Origin of the sequence: Pedobacter frigoris (assembly GCF_032678645.1) — a bacterium.
GTDB lineage: Bacteria > Bacteroidota > Bacteroidia > Sphingobacteriales > Sphingobacteriaceae > Pedobacter > Pedobacter frigoris_A.
In genome coordinates this window covers 920,280-936,323 of record NZ_JAVTSP010000002.1, presented here as the reverse complement: position 1 = coordinate 936,323, position 16,044 = coordinate 920,280, and the positions used below count along the sequence as shown (strand labels likewise).

The window sequence follows — 16,044 nt, the reverse complement described above, 5'->3', positions numbered from 1 at the left end:
GATTATATTTTTATTAATTATCCAATTTCTACCATGCTGCAAATATCACTCAACTCAAAATCACCAGATCCGTTTCCGTTTCAGCTATGTTTTTTAAAAGTTTGTTAAAGATAGCGGTTCGCATGATCACCTGAAACAAATTCAAATGTGGCTTACCGATACAAATCGTCGTAATTTCTTTTTCAGCTGCAATCCTGGTTATCGTCTCTGTCACATCTTCACTCTTTACTTTAAGTACTTCCGCACCAAGTTCGGTTGCAAGTTTAAAGTTATTGATCAGGTGCCGCTGCAGATCCAGCTTGATCCGGTCTCCTCCCTCATGGCTGCGCTGCACATACAGTACGATCCAGGGCGACCGGTAATAAGAGGCCAGTCTTGCTGTTTTACGGATGATGATCTTTGCTGTTTCATGATTGGTGGAAATGCAGGCCAGGAATTTTTCGGGCCGCAGCTTGATCTGTTTGGGGACTTCCACATTGATCTTTCTTTCCAGATGGTGCGCCACTTCCTTCAATGCCAATTCCCTCAATTGCAATATCCTTTCCGGCTGGAAAAAATTATCCAGCGCACGCTTGATCTTGGTCTGGTCATAAATCTTTCCCGCCCTCAACCTATCTATCAGCTCATCAGCAGTTAAATCAATATTAACGATCTCGTCAGCTGTTTCCAGAATCTTGTCTGGTATCCTTTCAGTAATCGGTATACCGGTAATGGTCTCGATCTCCTCGTTCATGCTTTCCAGGTGCTGGATATTCACAGCGGAAATCACACTGATTCCTGCATCAAGAATATCTGCAACATCCTGCCATCTTTTGCCGTTCTTACTGCCTTCCACATTGGTATGGGCGAGTTCATCAACAATCACCACTTCAGGATGTTTATTGATGATCGCCTGAACATCCATTTCTTCCAGTTCTTTTCCCTTGTAAAACAACCGCCGCCTGGGAATCAACGGAATACCATCTAGAAGCGCATGTGTCTCTGTCCGGTTATGGGTTTCAATATAGCCGATCTGTATGTCAATGCCATTTTTCAACAGCGCATGGGCTTCCTGCAGCATGCGGTAGGTCTTGCCTACGCCTGCACTCATGCCTATATACACCTTAAATTTTCCACGTCTGGATTTTTTGACCAGGTCAAGGAATTTCCTTACAGATCCTGCTTTATCTTCTTCTTCCATGTATTAATTTACCATTTAATAATGATATAGTGGTTACTCGTTAAATACCATAATCCACCGATAATCAACCCGATACCAAAACAAAGTATCAGCTTGCCCAAAGGGTGGTTAATAAAATCCCGGAATGTCCATTTTTTCATAGCATATACATTATTTTAACAATTACGGAACTCCTGTTTTTAAAGGAGTTCCGTAAGTCTGAATTACAATGAGCTAAGTTTAAAACGAGACTGCAATGCTTGCGGTAATTGCACCATTGTTGTCCACAGCGTTTAAATTGCGTGTAAATATTTTGTCTTTACTGCTATACATTTTTCCCTCCAGTCTGATCACCGCATTACTAACCGGTGCATAATCCAGATTCAGTGAATAACCCGTAGTCTTAAAGCCATTAGGTGTTCCTGTGGCAATAAAAACACCATTTTTATCCTGGTAATATTCGGCTCTTCCAGCAATCGCCCAGTTGCTGTTGATCTTGTATTGGGCAATGGCAACAGGCGAAAGCACTTCATTTTTATCGCTGCTTCCTTTTGTTTTCTGCTGCGTTCCATAGTCAAAACCAAGGGTTAATCCAAACTGATCGGTTACCTGGAATACCCCATAAACATTATGATAGAACCGTGTTACCCGTATAGAGTCGGCACCTTCCGTTCCCAGGTAGTTGCTATAGTTGACCGTAATTTTATCTGTTGGTTTCCATGTCAACTGTACACCACCGGCAGGTTGGCTGTTCCCATTCTGACGGGCAATTCTTTGCCACCCGTTCAAATAAAGGGCTGCGGCGGTAAATTTTCCATCTGCTGTACCGTAGGTGATTTTTGCCCCCGATTCATAGTAAGGGGTATTCTCTGATGAGATGTTTCTGGTTAATACCCAGCAATCTTTGGAAATAGCACTTTCAAAGCCGATATGTGAGGAGAATATCCCTGCATCCAGCCACAAATTTGCCGTTTTGGAAAGTTTCACCCCTGCATTTGCTTCATAGATGTTTTTTAATACTCCAGGTTCTGCTGCTAAATTTGCATTGGTATAACTTCCCGCCATTACCGCTACATTTGCCCTAATGGTTCCGTTGTCGTAATTCCCCTTAATGAAACCCAGGTTTAAATTCATTTCGTTATGGCGGTTGTGAGAATAGATAAATCCAGGCCTGTTGTTATCTGTTGGTTTATTCAAATCGTAACCGAAATAAGTTTCCAGGTATCCACTTACTTTGATCTTTTGTTCTTGTTCCTGTCCGTAGGCAATAGATCCTGTTGTTAATGCTGCAGCTAATACTAATAGTTTTTTCATGTTATTTTTTATCGTTATTTCTTTAATTCGTCCAAAGCAAGGTTGAGTTTCAATACATTTACTGAGGTCGGGCCAAACATACCTAACAAAGGTCCCTGTGTATTTTTAACCACCAGCTCTGCTACCGTTCTTTCTTCTAATTGACGCACAGCTGCAATTCTTTTAATCTGGATAATGGCACCTTGCTCAGAAATATTAGGATCTAACCCGCTACCTGAAGCAGTAACCATATCTGCCGGGATATCTGCTTTTTTAATGGTCGGATTGTATTTTAGTAAGGTGTCGATCCTATCAGATACCTGTTGCAGGTAATCCGGATTAGACGGGCCTTTATTTGAACCCCCAGATCCTGCCGCATTGTAACCAACAGCAGATGGCCTGCCCCAGAAATATTCCGGTTTGGTAAAGGACTGGCCAAGCAGGGCATAACCCACTACTTTTCCGTTTTTGGTGAGCTTTTCACCACCACCCTTGCCTTTAGAAAACCCTCCGGCAAAAGCAACAACAAGCGGATAGACAACGCAGAGCAGTACCATTAAAACTGCAGTTAAGCGTATGGATTGTAAGATGTACTTTTTCATAATTTCTATATTTTTAAATGGCTTACACAAATAAGCCTACCAGTAAATCGATGAGTTTGATTCCAATGAAAGGTGCAATTACACCACCCACACCGTAGATTAAAAGGTTCCTGCGGAGCAATGCGCTGGCACCGATTGGTTTATATTCCACGCCTTTTAAAGCCAGCGGGATCAGGATTGGGATGATGATCGCATTGAAGATCACAGCCGATAGAATGGCGCTTTCAGGGCTATGTAATCCCATGATGTTCAAGCTTTGCAATGCCGGAATCGATGCAATGAACAAAGCCGGCACGATAGCAAAATATTTAGCAACATCATTGGCAATCGAGAAGGTAGTCAGCGTACCCCTGGTGATCAAAAGCTGCTTACCGATCTCAACAATTTCGATCAGTTTGGTCGGATCGTTATCCAGATCCACCATATTTCCAGCTTCTTTAGCTGCCTGCGTACCACTGTTCATGGCTACACCCACGTCTGCCTGGGCAAGGGCCGGAGCATCGTTGGTACCGTCACCCATCATGGCAACCAGTTTGCCCAATGCCTGTTCTTCTTTGATGTAGTTCATTTTATCTTCTGGCTTGGCCTCCGCAATAAAATCGTCCACACCAGCCTTTTCAGCAATGAATTTTGCAGTCAGCGGGTTATCACCGGTTACCATCACGGTTTTCACACCCATTTTTCTAAGACGCTCAAAACGTTCGCTGATACCAGGTTTAATGATGTCCTGCAATTCAATCACACCCATTGTTTTTTCATTGACCGCAACCACAAGTGGTGTCCCTCCATTGCTGGAGATTTTCTTAACCTGATCTTCTGTCTCCATAGGAAATGGATTTCCGGCCATCAATACCATATTGCGGATCGAATCAAATGCGCCTTTACGGGTTCTTTTGCCATCTGCCGTATCCAGACCACTTGAACGTGTTTCTGCTGTAAATTTGATAAACGTAGATCCTGCCGGTGCTGAGGTGACTTTAAAGTCCTGCGCTGCGGCTAATTCCAGAATAGATTTTCCTTCCGGAGTTTCATCAGCAAGTGAGCTCATCACGCAGGCTTCGATAAAGGCTTTCATTTCAATACCAGGGGCAGGATAGAAACTGGTAGCCTTACGGTTACCGATGGTGATCGTTCCCGTTTTATCCAAAAGCAGCACATCGATATCGCCTGCTGTTTCAACCGCCTTACCCGATTTGGTGATCACATTAGCCCTTAATGCCCTGTCCATACCCGCAATACCGATCGCCGATAACAGCCCCCCGATAGTGGTAGGGATCAAACATACAAATAGTGAAATCAGCGCAGCAATCGTGATTGGGGTATTTGCATAATCTGCAAATGGTTTTAAAGTCACGCACACGATGATAAATACCAGTGTAAAACTGGCCAATAGGATCGTTAACGCAATCTCATTGGGTGTTTTCTGGCGGGATGCCCCTTCAACTAAAGCAATCATTTTATCCAGGAAACTTTCACCAGGCTGGGTATTTACCTGCACTTTAATCTGGTCTGAAAGCACTTTGGTACCACCGGTCACCGATGATTTATCACCTCCTGACTCACGGATCACTGGAGCTGATTCGCCTGTGATGGCAGATTCATCAATGGTTGCGATGCCTTCAATGATCTCTCCGTCTGTTGGGATGGTATCACCGGCTTCGCACATAAATACATCACCTTTTTTAAGTAATGAAGAAGACCGGATTTCAGTTTTTCCATTAGCCAAAACTACCTTGGCCGGTGTTTCCTCTCTTGTTTTTCTTAAGGAATCCGCTTGTGCTTTCCCTCTTGCCTCGGCAATCGCCTCCGCGAAATTAGCAAACAATACAGTCAGCAAAAGGATAAGGAAAATAATAAAATTGTATGCAGGAGAGCCTTGACCGGCATTACTCATAGAGTAAACCGTTACATAAGCCATAATCAGGGTTCCGATCTCTACGGTAAACATGACCGGATTTTTGATCATCACCCTTGGATCAAGCTTGATGAAGGACTGTTTTAGTGCGGTTTGCACCAAAGCAGGTTCAAATAATTTATTTGATGAGGTTTTCATAATCTCGTAATCTATTTAAGCATGGTAAAGTATTCTGCCAGTGGACCCAAAGCCAGGGCAGGGAAATAAGAAAGTGCATTCAGCACGACGATTACTGCAAAGGTCATCAGTGCGAAAGTCATGGTATCTGTTTTAAGTGTTCCTGCAGATTCAGGAATGTATTTTTTAGCTCCCAGCAAACCTGCTATGGCAATAGGCCCGATAATTGGAAGGAAACGTCCAAGCAGCAAAACAAAACCGGTAGCCACATTCCAAAATATGTTGTTGTCTCCCAGACCTTCAAAACCTGATCCGTTGTTGGCATTGGATGAAGTCATCTCGTAGAGCATCTCTGAAAAACCATGGAAGCCCGGGTTATTTAACCAATTCTTTGGCTGTACCGCCCATGCAGCCTCACCATGCGAAGTAAATACATAACTTGCGATAGCTGTTCCGGCTAGGATCAGAAAAGGGCTTAAAAGTGTGATTAGCGCAGCGATCTTCACCTCACGCGCCTCAACTTTATGACCCAGAAACTCTGGCGTTCTTCCCACCATCAGCCCCGATATAAATACGGCTATGATCAGGTAAATGAAATAGTTCAGTACGCCGACACCACAACCGCCGTAAAAAGAGTTGATCATCATGCCCAGCAGCTGCCATAATCCGGTAAGCGGCATAGTACTATCGTGCATACTGTTTACTGAACCAGTCGAAATGATAGTCGTAACTGTACTCCAGTAACCAGATATGGCCGGTCCAAAACGCACCTCTTTACCCTCCATGGCTCCTGTAGCTTGCGAAATGCCCATTTTCGCAATTGCCGGGCTTCCGCCAAGTTCAGAACTTACGGTAGGGATCAGCAGGAGCAGCATACCAATGGTCATGACACCAAAAATTACCCAGGCCAGTTTCCTGCGTCTGATGAAAATACCAAATGCGATGACCATGGCAATAGGAATAATTACCTGTGCAACTAGCTCAACGGTATTGGTGATGTAATTCGGATTTTCCAATGGGTGTGAGGAGTTTACTCCAAACCAACCTCCGCCATTTGTACCCAGGTGTTTTATCGCAACAAAACCGGCTGCCGGACCTCTGGATACATTCACTGTATCTCCCTGAACCGATATAAATTGATCTTTACCCTCATAGCTGCTTGGCGTACCGTTAAAAGCAAGAATGATTGCCATAACCAATGATAAAGGAAGTAACAGGCGGGTGATCGATTTTACGAAAAATTCCCAGAAGTTGCCCAGTTTAACACTAGTCTTGTCCCGGAATGCCTTAAAGAACACCACAGCAGCGGCAATACCCGTGGCAGCACTTACAAACTGCAGGAACATCAATACAAAATGTTGAGTGAAATAAGTCACACCAGATTCTCCTGAGTAATGCTGCAGGTTGCAGTTCACTACGAAACTAATAATGGTGTTAAAGGATAAATCAGGTGTCATACCCGGGTTGCCGTCGGGATTTAGCGGCAATTTATCCTGGTACATCAGCACAAAAAAGCCATAAACTAACCATACAAGATTGATGGTGAGCAGTGCTTTCATGTGCTGCTTCCAGTTCATCTCTTCTTTAGGGTTAATGCCCGAGAGTTTGTAGATCCCGGATTCAATAGGTTTTAAAAAGTCTGTCCAGACTTTTTCTCCGGCAAATACCTTAGCCAGGTACCTGCCCAGCGGAATAGCGATCACCAGCGTGAGTCCGTAGGTGGCTATGATTCCAAGTAATTCAGTGTTCATGAGTGTTTAATTAAAATTTTTCGGGTTTGATCAGCACGTAGATCATGTAAATGAAGACGGCGATGGCGATAACAAATAATGCAGTCATAATTTTTAGATTTTTTCGAACCAGTCGATGGATTTGTAACACACCCAGCTTAAGATCAGCAGGGCCAGAAATAGTAGGATTATTAGCATAATATTTTATTTTTGAATACCCTATGCCAATCCGAATGCCATTTATTTAAACCACTTCATAACCATTTGAAAATCAAATAATTGATTCGTTAAAAAATAAAAATAACCGATTTTAAACCAAAAATACCCTTCCAAAATGGAAGGGTATTTATCATATCGGAGGTATTCAAAATAAAATCAAATCGCTAGGCTGCATTGCATAACCGGCGTTCTATTGGTGTTGTGATTCATAAATCTGCAGATCCAGTGTGGGATTGTTTGCAAGATGCGGAAATATAGAATTCAGCAGGTCGACGTAAATGGTAATCCCATCACTGATCTCTGCCAGGTAAATGTATTCATTGGCAGTATGGGAGCGCGCTGAGTCACCCGGGCCCATTTTTACCGAAGGCATATCTAACCACCCCTGGTCTGAACTGGTAGGCGACATGTAGGTCTTTCTGCCAATGGCCAAACCAGCCTTTACAATAGGGTGCATAATGTCAATTGAAGAAGGGGTCATTACATTCGGACGCAAAGTCGTGTCGCAGAAAGTATGATTTTTAATGGTATTGAGGATTTCTTTCGCAGTATAGCTGTGATCAAACCTAATGTCAACGGTAAAGCTGCATTCCCCGGGTATGATGTTGTGCTGTAACCCCGCATTGATCTGGGTAACGGTCATTTTCACCGGATCCGGAAGATCGGCCTCCATCGGGAAAGTATAACTTGAAAACCAATGAATATCCCTGATTGCTTTATAGATCGCGTTATCCCCTTCTTCTCTTGCCGCATGACCGGATCGGCCGGTCGATACACAATCCAGAACCATAGATCCTTTTTCTGCGATTGCCATCTGCATACCTGTCGGTTCCCCAACTATTGCAAAATTGATTGGCATAAGATCATCTAAGATGCATTTGATGCCCTTCTGTCCGGAGTTCTCTTCTTCGGCTGTCGCGGCAAGGCAAAGGTTAAAAGGAAGGTCAGCTCTTTCATAAAAATAGAGGAAAGCAGAAATGAGTGAGACTAGCGGACCTCCGGCATCATTGCTGCCCAGACCATAAAGCTTACCGTCTCTGATGAGTGGTGTAAAGGGATCGTTCGTATATTGAGAATTTGGTTTTACGGTATCCAGATGTGAATTGAGCAGGATAACGGGCTTCGATAGATCGAAATATTTATTATAGCACCATAAGTTGTTGAATTTGCGTATGGTAGTTACACCGCGTTCATTTAAAAAGGTTTCGACATGGTCAGCAGCGAAGCTTTCTTCTCCGCTAAAAGATGGGGTTTTGATTAACTTTTCAAGCAGGGCTACTGCCTGTTCATATAATTTTTTCATACACAAAATGTTTTAGGATTAATGATTGATAACTGCATCATGCGCATATCTTGAGAGAGATCCTGTCCAGGCAATATGCTATGGCTAGCTGATACTAACGGATCAAAAAGCATGGCGGTACACAGGCAGTTGCAGTTGTTTTTGCGTTCCAGGATATCATAGTTTGGGCAGCTTTTACAGCCCTCCCAAAACTGCTCGTCGTGGGTGATCTCCGAAAAAGCCACCGGTTGAAAGCCCAACTGGGAATTCATTTTCATAACTGCTGTTCCCGATGTAATGCTGAAGATTTTAGCCGAAGGGTACATCCTGCGGGAGATTTTGAAGATCCTGTCCTTAATAGATTTGGCCACACCGGAATGCCTGTATTCAGGGGCAACGATCAAGCCTGAATTGGAAACGAATTTTCCTTGCTCCCAGGCTTCAAAGTAAGAAAACCCCACCCATTTCCCATTGCTGGTCAATGCAATAACGGCTTTTCCATCCCGCATTTTCTGAGCAACAGATTCAGGTGTCCGTTTGGCAATGCCAGTTCCTCTTGCAATTGCTGAGGCCTCTGTTTCCCTGATGATTTCACCAGCGTATCTGATATCATTTATGGTAGCAATACGCACAAATATCATTTGATTGTTCATTTTTGATTTCTTGATTGAAACACGTGTTCCAAAAGCGGTGCCTCTTTTCCCTTGAGAACAAAAAACATACTTCAACATTCAAAAAACGCACAATAATTATTTTGAAAGGGAAAAATGATAAAACAATACCCTTTCAAAATGGCAGGGTAATTTTCGTTTCGAAGGTCTGGGCAATCTGCTTGTGCTTATCTGTACTGAAATTATTTCCATATAGACCAATTACAGAAGAAAATAGATTTAAGTTCTTATTGCTAAAAAGGAATTAGAGGTGCAATATCCGAAGAACATCATCATGGTAGAACATATCCGTACCAGGTTTGTTGTTAATCATCAACCCTACTATGGATCATTATCTCCCCGTCTTATTAATTTCGGGTCTGGCCAGCTTAGGCATGGCCTTTATGCCGGCTATATCCAAGCGTACGGGCGTATCGTACTCTTTAATCTACCTCGTAGCCGGCGTCGTGATTTATCTATTGCTTGGAGACCGGTTGCCTTCTCCTTTACCCGCTTCAAACATTGAGCTTACTACCCACCTGACAGAAATAATTGTCATCATCTCACTAATGGGAACCGGTATCAAGATTGACAGGCGCTTTTCATTCAGCAACTGGTCTTCTCCACTCAGACTGATCGGAATCGCTATGCTCTTGTGTATCACAACCTGCGTGTTGCTGGGAATGTCTATGCTAAACCTGACGCTACCCGCTGCTTTATTGCTAGGAGCGGTTCTGGTACCTACTGATCCGGTCTTAGCATCTGACGTGCAGGTAGGTCCCCCAAACGAAAAGTACAAGTCCGAAGCCAGGTTCGCGCTGACTTCGGAAGCCGGACTGAACGACGGGTTCGCTTTCCCTTTTATCTGGCTCGCTATTTTGGCAGCAACAACTGGACTGCAATCCGCATCTGTGCTCGACTGGCTGAGTTATCACCTCTTTTACAAAATTGCTGCCGGACTCCTCCTTGGATGGCTATCAGGAAAATTAACAGCCTTTCTGGTCTTCAACATTTCAGAAAAATACAGGTTACTTAAACCCACCGACGGCTTCCTGGCCATTTCACTGATGCTTTTCACTTATGGGCTAACTGAGTTGTTTCACGGTTACGGGTTCATCGCGGTATTCGTTGCCGCCCTAACCCTACGCCATGCAGAAAAAACACATAAATACCATAAGGAACTTCATGCTTTCACAGACCAGATCGAACGCGCACTATTGGGTATCCTACTGATATTCTTCGGGGGAACGCTGGTCTCCGGCATTTTATCGCCACTCACTTTAAAGATGGCGGCGTTTTCCTTTGGCTTCTTAATACTCATCAGACCTATATCTGCTTATCTGTCCTTATACGGCACGTCGGTTCACTGGAAGGAAAAACTTGCCATCAGCTTTTTTGGAATTCGGGGTATCGGCTCTGTCTATTATCTGGCATTTGCTCTGGGACATGCCTCCTTTGGAAATGAAGGCGAACTTTGGGCAATTGTCGCTTTCACCTTGTTGTTATCCATCATTATGCATGGACTGACGGCAAACCTGATTATGAAATATCTGAAAGTTCAAATGCCCAAAGAGCCTGTTCCCGAATAATTGATCTTTTATCCATTCTACAACGGTAAAATAAAAGCCCTTGGGACAGGCAGTAAAAAACTGGATAGACAAAAAAAACACCTGCTTCTGGCAGGTGTTTTATCAATTATAATTGAAATCTAATTAGCTGATCTTAACATTAATTGCATTCAAGCCTTTTTTACCTTGCTCGATGTCATAGCTTACTGAATCATTCTCACGAATGTTGTCCATTAAACCAGAAGAATGAACAAAGATTTCGCTATCACCATTCGCTGGTACGATAAATCCAAAACCTTTTGTTTCATTGAAAAATTTTACTGTTCCTTGTTGCATTGTATTTTATTTAAATTATATCCAAAGATAAACAAATCTTTGAGATATAAAATTTTATTTTAAAATAATAAAAAATTTAGAATTATATTTTAACCAATAAAAGATAAACAAAATATTTTTTTGATTTGGATTGCAAACTTTTCAGTCTTCGAGATTCCGGCACTTAAACAACTTCAAACCCGGCTGTTATCCGGCAGCCAGTTCTTTATTGCCTTTTTGATCTGACCCGAAGACAATTGTTCCTTCAAAGTTCTTTCCACCAGCCCCGGCAATTCTTCGTCCGAAGCAAAACGAAGGGCGGCAATTTGCCCGAAACTCAAACGTTCCTCCAGCGGCTCTAACCTCTGGCCTGTTAGTGTATAATATCGAAAGCGCATTTCCAGAACTACAATCCGATTCTGAAGTGTAAGCGCATAATGCTGTCTAACCATAAAAGACAACCAGCCCATTATTAAAAAGCTAATCGAGAGAAAGATCCACAATAGTGAATTGGCTTCATCAACAATTGCCTGCCTCACTGTAATGGCAATTAAAACTCCAATAATTGGATAAAACACAAAATGGTGAGGTGCATAATAACGGATGTGATTTTTATAGTTTTGCATCATCAAAAATTAATTTCAAATAAATATACTAATATATGCCCGGTAAATGTGAAGATAAGCTCGCTGGAACGTGTGTTGTAGAAGCCTTCTTATTTGTTACGGGTTTGCAGCGGATTTGCTACGGGTTTGGAGCGGGTTTGGTACGGCTAAAACCCGCTCCAAACCCGTTTAGCATCCGTATGAAATCTGCTAAAAATCTAACCCGGCTACGAACTCTTCAAAATGCCATTTTTTGTTACCCTAAAAAATTTGCTTCTCAGAAAAGGCATAGCACCTTTTCGCTTTTCCAGCGAAATTGTGCAGCCTTTGAAGAGAATGTAAATTTTCACCGTCTTTGAAGAGAACGTAAATTTTTTCCGTCTTTGAAGAGAACGTAAATTTTTTCCGTCTTTGAAGAGAATGTAAATTTCCCTACTTTTGCATCGCATTAAACGCCATTTGCACCGGTATCAATGAATTATGAATAATTTCCAGACTTTACTTTACTATTGCTATAGTCCTATAGCTGATGCAGAACAATTTGCTGCTGATCACCTTACTTTTTGTAAATCTTTAAATCTTGTAGGCCGTATTATTGTCGCCGACGAGGGCTTAAACGGAACGGTATCGGGCACTCAGGAATCTTGCGAGGCCTATATGGCCGCTATTCACGCCGACGAAAGGTTTGCTAAAACTGACTTTAAAATCGACAACGTAGCTGAGCCTTCGTTTATCAAAATGCACTGCCGCTACAAGTCGGAAATTGTGCATTCAGGACTAAGAGACCCCAATATCATCAATCCAAATAAGCAAACAGGCAAGCACCTGGAACCTGCAGAATTCCAGAAAATGATTGATCAGGAAGATGTAGTGATACTGGATGTACGCTCCAACTATGAACACAACCTCGGTAAGTTTAAAAATGCAGTAACGCTGGATATCGAGAACTTCAGGGATTTTCCTGAGAAGATCAATGAACTGGCAAAATATAAAGACAAAAAAGTACTGACCTACTGCACAGGCGGGATCAAGTGCGAAAAAGCTTCAGCACTGTTATTACATCATGGATTTAATGATGTGTACCAGCTTCACGGAGGGATCATCAAATATGGTAAGGAAGCAGGCGGAGAGGATTTCGAAGGAAAATGCTATGTATTTGACAACAGGATTGCAGTTGATGTAAACGCTGTGAATCCAAAAGTCATATCTACCTGCTACAACTGCGGAAAGGTAACGCCTAAGATGATCAACTGTGCTAATCCTGAATGCAATGAACATGTGACGCAGTGTGATGAATGCGGTGATGAATTACAGGGATGTTGTTCAGTAGCTTGTACAACCAATCCGCGCAAGCGTACATATGATGGCACGGGTTATTATGTGAAAGTTCCCCAGCCTGTCAACGCAGCAAAGAAATAGTTGCTTTTAATACCTATCTTAGCTATTAATGCACAACAGGTACATCAAATACTTTCTGCTCGCGGTATTTTGTTTCATTTCAGTGACCACACTGGCCGATGAGATCAAGAGCATTGGTGTACCTTATATCCAGAATTATCCCAAATCAGTATACCTTTCCGGCAACCAGAACTGGTCTATCACAAAGGATAAAAACGGGATCATGTATTTTGGCAATGCACAGGGACTCCTCACCTACGATGGCAGGTACTGGCAGCAGTATCAAATGCCCAACCAACAAATCGTCAGAGCTGTAGCTGCAGATGAACAGGGGATAATTTATGCAGGTGGCTTCGGAGAATTTGGGTTCTGGTCTAATAAAAACAGACACCTTTCCTACACCTCGCTCACCAAATTAATCCCTAAGCCTTTTAGCATCAAGGACGAGATCTGGAAGATTCATATTGATGGAAAACGTGTGATCTTTCAGTCTTTTTCGAGCATTTATATCTATGAAAATCAAAAGATAGCTGTCATCAAGGGGCCATCTGCTTTCTTGTTCCTGCATAAAGTAGGCAGCAAATTTTATGTGGAAGCCCTTGGTAAAGGATTATTTGAATTGTCGGGAAACAAATTGGTCGCACTCAAAAACAGTTCTGCAATTAACCCTTCTGCAATTTTGACTATTCTGCCCTATAAAAACAGCGGCTTACTGATCGGGACGAGTAAAGATGGTTTGTTCCTCTACGACGGACAAAGTTTCAGTTCGCTAAATACGCCTGCAAACGCTTTTCTTAAGACATATCAGCTCAACAATGGCACGAGGATCCTCAATAAGTACTATGCATTTGGAACCATCTTGAATGGGATTATCATCATAGATGAGGATGGGAATACGGTCCAGCGCATCAACAAGTCCAGCGGACTACAAAACAATACGGTACTTAGCGTCTATGCTGATGATGATCAAAACCTGTGGGTCGGTCTGGATAATGGCATTGACAGGATAGAACTGAATTCCCCGCTATATTTCTATTTCGACAAAGCCGGGCAGTTTGGCACCGTGTATTCCAGTCTGATCTATAAAAACAACATTTACCTGGGTACCAATCAGGGTTTATTTTATAGCGCATGGACGGGTAGTAATATATTTAATGCATTTGATTTCAAAATCATTCCTAATTCCCAGGGACAGGTATGGGACTTGACACAAATAGACGGACAACTTTTTTGCGGGCACAATGATGGCACGTTTAAAGTAAACGGAAATAGCCTGGAAAGTATATCCACTATAAAAGGTGGCTGGACAATTAAAAAACTGAAATCTAATCCTGATTACCTGATACAGGGCACCTACAACGGATTGGTCTTATTTGCCAAAGATGCTGCCGGGCAATGGAAATTCCACCACAAAATAGAAGGATTTGGTGAGCCTTCCAGGTATGTAGAACAGGATGCCAGAGGAGACATATGGGTCAGTCATGCTTACAAAGGGCTCTACAAACTGACGCTTAGTGCCGATCTGAAAAAGGTCATCAGTACAAAAAGTTACAATGAAAAGAATGGCCTTCCCAGTGACTATAACATCAATATTTTCACCATTGAAAACCGGCTGATCTTTTCATCTGCCAAAGGATTTTTCATCTATGATGAAATCAGCAACCGCTTTTCGCTTTATCAGGAACTCAATAAAGAACTTGGGGGATTTTCATCATCCAATAAAATCATCCAGGCGGGAAATAGCAGGTATTGGTTCATCAACCATGGAAAGATGGGTCTGGTACATCTAAAGGAACCAGGAAAAATAGAAATAGACTCCAACCGCTTTAGTATCCTGGATGGGCGCATGGTTCAGTATTATGAGAACATCAGTAAGATCAGCAATGACATTTACCTGATCAGCGTGGATGATGGCTTTGTGATTTATAATGCGACCAACGAACAACAAACTTCATCAAAGATAAGGCTTCCAAAAGTACTGATACGTAAGATTGAGGATGTCACGGATACTTACAGCACGATCAGTGAAGTTGGGAACTCTGGCGCAGAGATAGAAATCCCTTTCAGTAGAAATAACATCAGGATTTCTTACACACTGCCCTATTACAGACAGGCTAAAATTGAGTTTCAGTATTTTCTGGAAGGGTATTCCAAACAATGGTCAGACTGGAGTCCGGCATCGCAGAAAGATTTCACCAACTTAAGCCGGGGCACATACACCCTAAAAGTAAAAGCTAAGATCAGCGAAGGTATTGTAAGTGACGTTACGGAGTTTGAGTTTACTATACTTCCTCCTTTTTACGCGAGCAATTGGGCGATCTTATGCTATCTTATTGTCATTGTACTGCTGTTGATTTCATCTAAGCGCTTATATGAAAAGAAACTAAAAAAAGACAAACAGGCGATCACCAATAAATTGCAGGCAGAAAAAGAAGCCTACCTTAAAAAGGAGGCAGAAGCTACGGAAAGACAGATCATCAAACTGCAGACAGAAAAACTACAAGTAGAGCTGGCCGGAAAAAACAGGGAGCTGGCCAATTCGGCAATGAGCCTGGTTTATAAAAACGAGCTGCTTCAAAAGTTGAGTCAGGAAATCCTGAAATTAAAAGATTCAAATGGCAAACCCCTTGCTGAGGATCAATTGAGGAAAATCCAAAAAGTGATTGATGATGGGATGAATGACGAGCGTGACTGGAATCTTTTTGAGAGCAGTTTCAATGAGGCCCATGAAAGCTTCTTTAAGAAATTAAAGGCCAACCATCCAGACCTGGTGCCGAATGACCTGAAGCTTTGTGCCTACCTTCACATGAACATGAGCAGCAAAGAAATGGCATCTCTTTTAAACATTTCCCTTAGGGGTGTCGAAATCAGACGTTACAGGCTGCGTAAAAAGCTGGATGTACCCCACGACAAGAACCTGGTTGAGTTCCTGATGGAGCTATAACACTACATCATTACCTCTCATACCTTCCTTTTTCTTTTAATTATTTTCTCTTTTTCCAGCCGCTGTTGTGTGGTGCATGTTGTTCATCTGATTGATCAAAAACAACGTTTTCAGCAAAACAACAGCCTTCCTTTATTTGTTTGAGATAGTAGAAATATTCGTACTGATGTATTAATGTAGAGGTAGTTTATTTGGTTTAGCGTTAATACTAACGGAAATTTAATCAACTAAAAATAAACTCAAGCAG

13 protein-coding genes are annotated in these 16,044 nt (G+C 42.4%); 3 read left to right on the top strand and 10 right to left on the bottom strand.

Going from position 1 to position 16,044, the window contains the following annotated elements:
* Positions 1-49 precede the first annotated feature (49 nt).
* From R2Q78_RS10305 to R2Q78_RS10270, 8 genes are all read right to left on the bottom strand, one after another.
* Positions 50-1,180 carry a sensor protein KdpD gene (locus tag R2Q78_RS10305; protein WP_316791459.1) on the bottom strand — a complete coding sequence of 377 codons (1,131 nt, stop codon included), beginning with the start codon at positions 1,178-1,180 and terminating at the stop codon, positions 50-52.
* 219 nt (positions 1,181-1,399) lie between these two features.
* Entirely contained in the window at positions 1,400-2,473 is a 1,074-nt protein-coding gene (locus tag R2Q78_RS10300) for a porin (protein ID WP_316791457.1), read from the bottom strand.
* A gap of 14 nt (positions 2,474-2,487) precedes the next feature.
* Entirely contained in the window at positions 2,488-3,054 is a 567-nt protein-coding gene (locus R2Q78_RS10295; protein ID WP_316791455.1) for a K(+)-transporting ATPase subunit C, read from the bottom strand.
* Between the two features lie 22 nt (positions 3,055-3,076).
* Positions 3,077-5,107, bottom strand: coding sequence for a potassium-transporting ATPase subunit KdpB (kdpB, locus tag R2Q78_RS10290; protein WP_316791453.1), 2,031 nt, complete (start codon positions 5,105-5,107; stop codon positions 3,077-3,079).
* Positions 5,108-5,118: 11 nt separating this feature from the next.
* The gene (gene kdpA, locus R2Q78_RS10285; RefSeq protein ID WP_316791451.1) at positions 5,119-6,837 is read right to left on the bottom strand and encodes a potassium-transporting ATPase subunit KdpA; all 1,719 of its coding nucleotides are present in this window, start codon (positions 6,835-6,837) and stop codon (positions 5,119-5,121) included.
* 10 nt (positions 6,838-6,847) lie between these two features.
* On the bottom strand, positions 6,848-6,925 hold the full coding sequence (locus tag R2Q78_RS10280) for a potassium-transporting ATPase subunit F (RefSeq protein ID WP_136836037.1): 78 nt from the start codon (positions 6,923-6,925) through the stop codon (positions 6,848-6,850).
* 300 nt (positions 6,926-7,225) lie between these two features.
* On the bottom strand, positions 7,226-8,338 hold the full coding sequence (locus tag R2Q78_RS10275; RefSeq protein ID WP_316791449.1) for a M20 family metallo-hydrolase: 1,113 nt from the start codon (positions 8,336-8,338) through the stop codon (positions 7,226-7,228).
* Positions 8,335-8,970 (bottom strand): N-acetyltransferase, encoded by a 636-nt coding sequence (locus R2Q78_RS10270; RefSeq protein ID WP_316791447.1) that lies wholly within the window; start codon positions 8,968-8,970, stop codon positions 8,335-8,337. Before R2Q78_RS10270 ends, R2Q78_RS10275 begins: the two co-directional genes overlap by 4 nt.
* Positions 8,971-9,311: 341 nt before the next feature.
* Between R2Q78_RS10270 and R2Q78_RS10265 the strand changes: the two genes are divergently transcribed.
* A complete protein-coding gene (locus tag R2Q78_RS10265; RefSeq protein ID WP_316791445.1) occupies positions 9,312-10,556 on the top strand; it encodes a cation:proton antiporter in 1,245 nt (414 codons plus the stop codon).
* A gap of 123 nt (positions 10,557-10,679) precedes the next feature.
* Here the strand turns inward: R2Q78_RS10265 and R2Q78_RS10260 are convergent, their stop codons facing one another.
* Together R2Q78_RS10260 and R2Q78_RS10255 are read right to left on the bottom strand one after the other, a co-directional pair.
* Positions 10,680-10,871, bottom strand: coding sequence for a cold-shock protein (locus R2Q78_RS10260; protein WP_048905418.1), 192 nt, complete (start codon positions 10,869-10,871; stop codon positions 10,680-10,682).
* A 173-nt stretch (positions 10,872-11,044) separates the two neighbouring features.
* The gene (locus tag R2Q78_RS10255) at positions 11,045-11,479 is read right to left on the bottom strand and encodes a DUF6526 family protein (RefSeq protein ID WP_316791441.1); all 435 of its coding nucleotides are present in this window, start codon (positions 11,477-11,479) and stop codon (positions 11,045-11,047) included.
* 456 nt (positions 11,480-11,935) lie between these two features.
* Between R2Q78_RS10255 and R2Q78_RS10250 the strand changes: the two genes are divergently transcribed.
* Positions 11,936-12,874: a rhodanese-related sulfurtransferase gene (locus R2Q78_RS10250; protein WP_316791439.1), complete on the top strand. Its 939-nt coding sequence runs from the start codon at positions 11,936-11,938 to the stop codon at positions 12,872-12,874.
* 28 nt (positions 12,875-12,902) lie between these two features.
* A complete protein-coding gene (locus R2Q78_RS10245) occupies positions 12,903-15,797 on the top strand; it encodes a two-component regulator propeller domain-containing protein (protein ID WP_316791437.1) in 2,895 nt (964 codons plus the stop codon).
* Positions 15,798-16,044: the final 247 nt, after the last annotated feature.

Excerpts from the sequence above, each read along its gene's own strand:
- R2Q78_RS10270 (WP_316791447.1), bottom strand. The coding sequence starts at position 8,970 with ATGAACAATCAAATGATATTTGTGCGTATTGCTACCATAAATGATATC.
- kdpA (WP_316791451.1), bottom strand. The coding sequence starts at position 6,837 with ATGAACACTGAATTACTTGGAATCATAGCCACCTACGGACTCACGCTG.
- R2Q78_RS10280 (WP_136836037.1), bottom strand. The coding sequence starts at position 6,925 with ATGACTGCATTATTTGTTATCGCCATCGCCGTCTTCATTTACATGATC.
- R2Q78_RS10265 (WP_316791445.1), top strand. The coding sequence starts at position 9,312 with ATGGATCATTATCTCCCCGTCTTATTAATTTCGGGTCTGGCCAGCTTA.
- R2Q78_RS10250 (WP_316791439.1), top strand. The coding sequence starts at position 11,936 with ATGAATAATTTCCAGACTTTACTTTACTATTGCTATAGTCCTATAGCT.
- kdpB (WP_316791453.1), bottom strand. The coding sequence starts at position 5,107 with ATGAAAACCTCATCAAATAAATTATTTGAACCTGCTTTGGTGCAAACC.
- R2Q78_RS10295 (WP_316791455.1), bottom strand. The coding sequence starts at position 3,054 with ATGAAAAAGTACATCTTACAATCCATACGCTTAACTGCAGTTTTAATG.
- R2Q78_RS10255 (WP_316791441.1), bottom strand. The coding sequence starts at position 11,479 with ATGATGCAAAACTATAAAAATCACATCCGTTATTATGCACCTCACCAT.
- R2Q78_RS10300 (WP_316791457.1), bottom strand. The coding sequence starts at position 2,473 with ATGAAAAAACTATTAGTATTAGCTGCAGCATTAACAACAGGATCTATT.
- R2Q78_RS10275 (WP_316791449.1), bottom strand. The coding sequence starts at position 8,338 with ATGAAAAAATTATATGAACAGGCAGTAGCCCTGCTTGAAAAGTTAATC.
- R2Q78_RS10245 (WP_316791437.1), top strand. The coding sequence starts at position 12,903 with ATGCACAACAGGTACATCAAATACTTTCTGCTCGCGGTATTTTGTTTC.
- R2Q78_RS10305 (WP_316791459.1), bottom strand. The coding sequence starts at position 1,180 with ATGGAAGAAGAAGATAAAGCAGGATCTGTAAGGAAATTCCTTGACCTG.
- R2Q78_RS10260 (WP_048905418.1), bottom strand. The coding sequence starts at position 10,871 with ATGCAACAAGGAACAGTAAAATTTTTCAATGAAACAAAAGGTTTTGGA.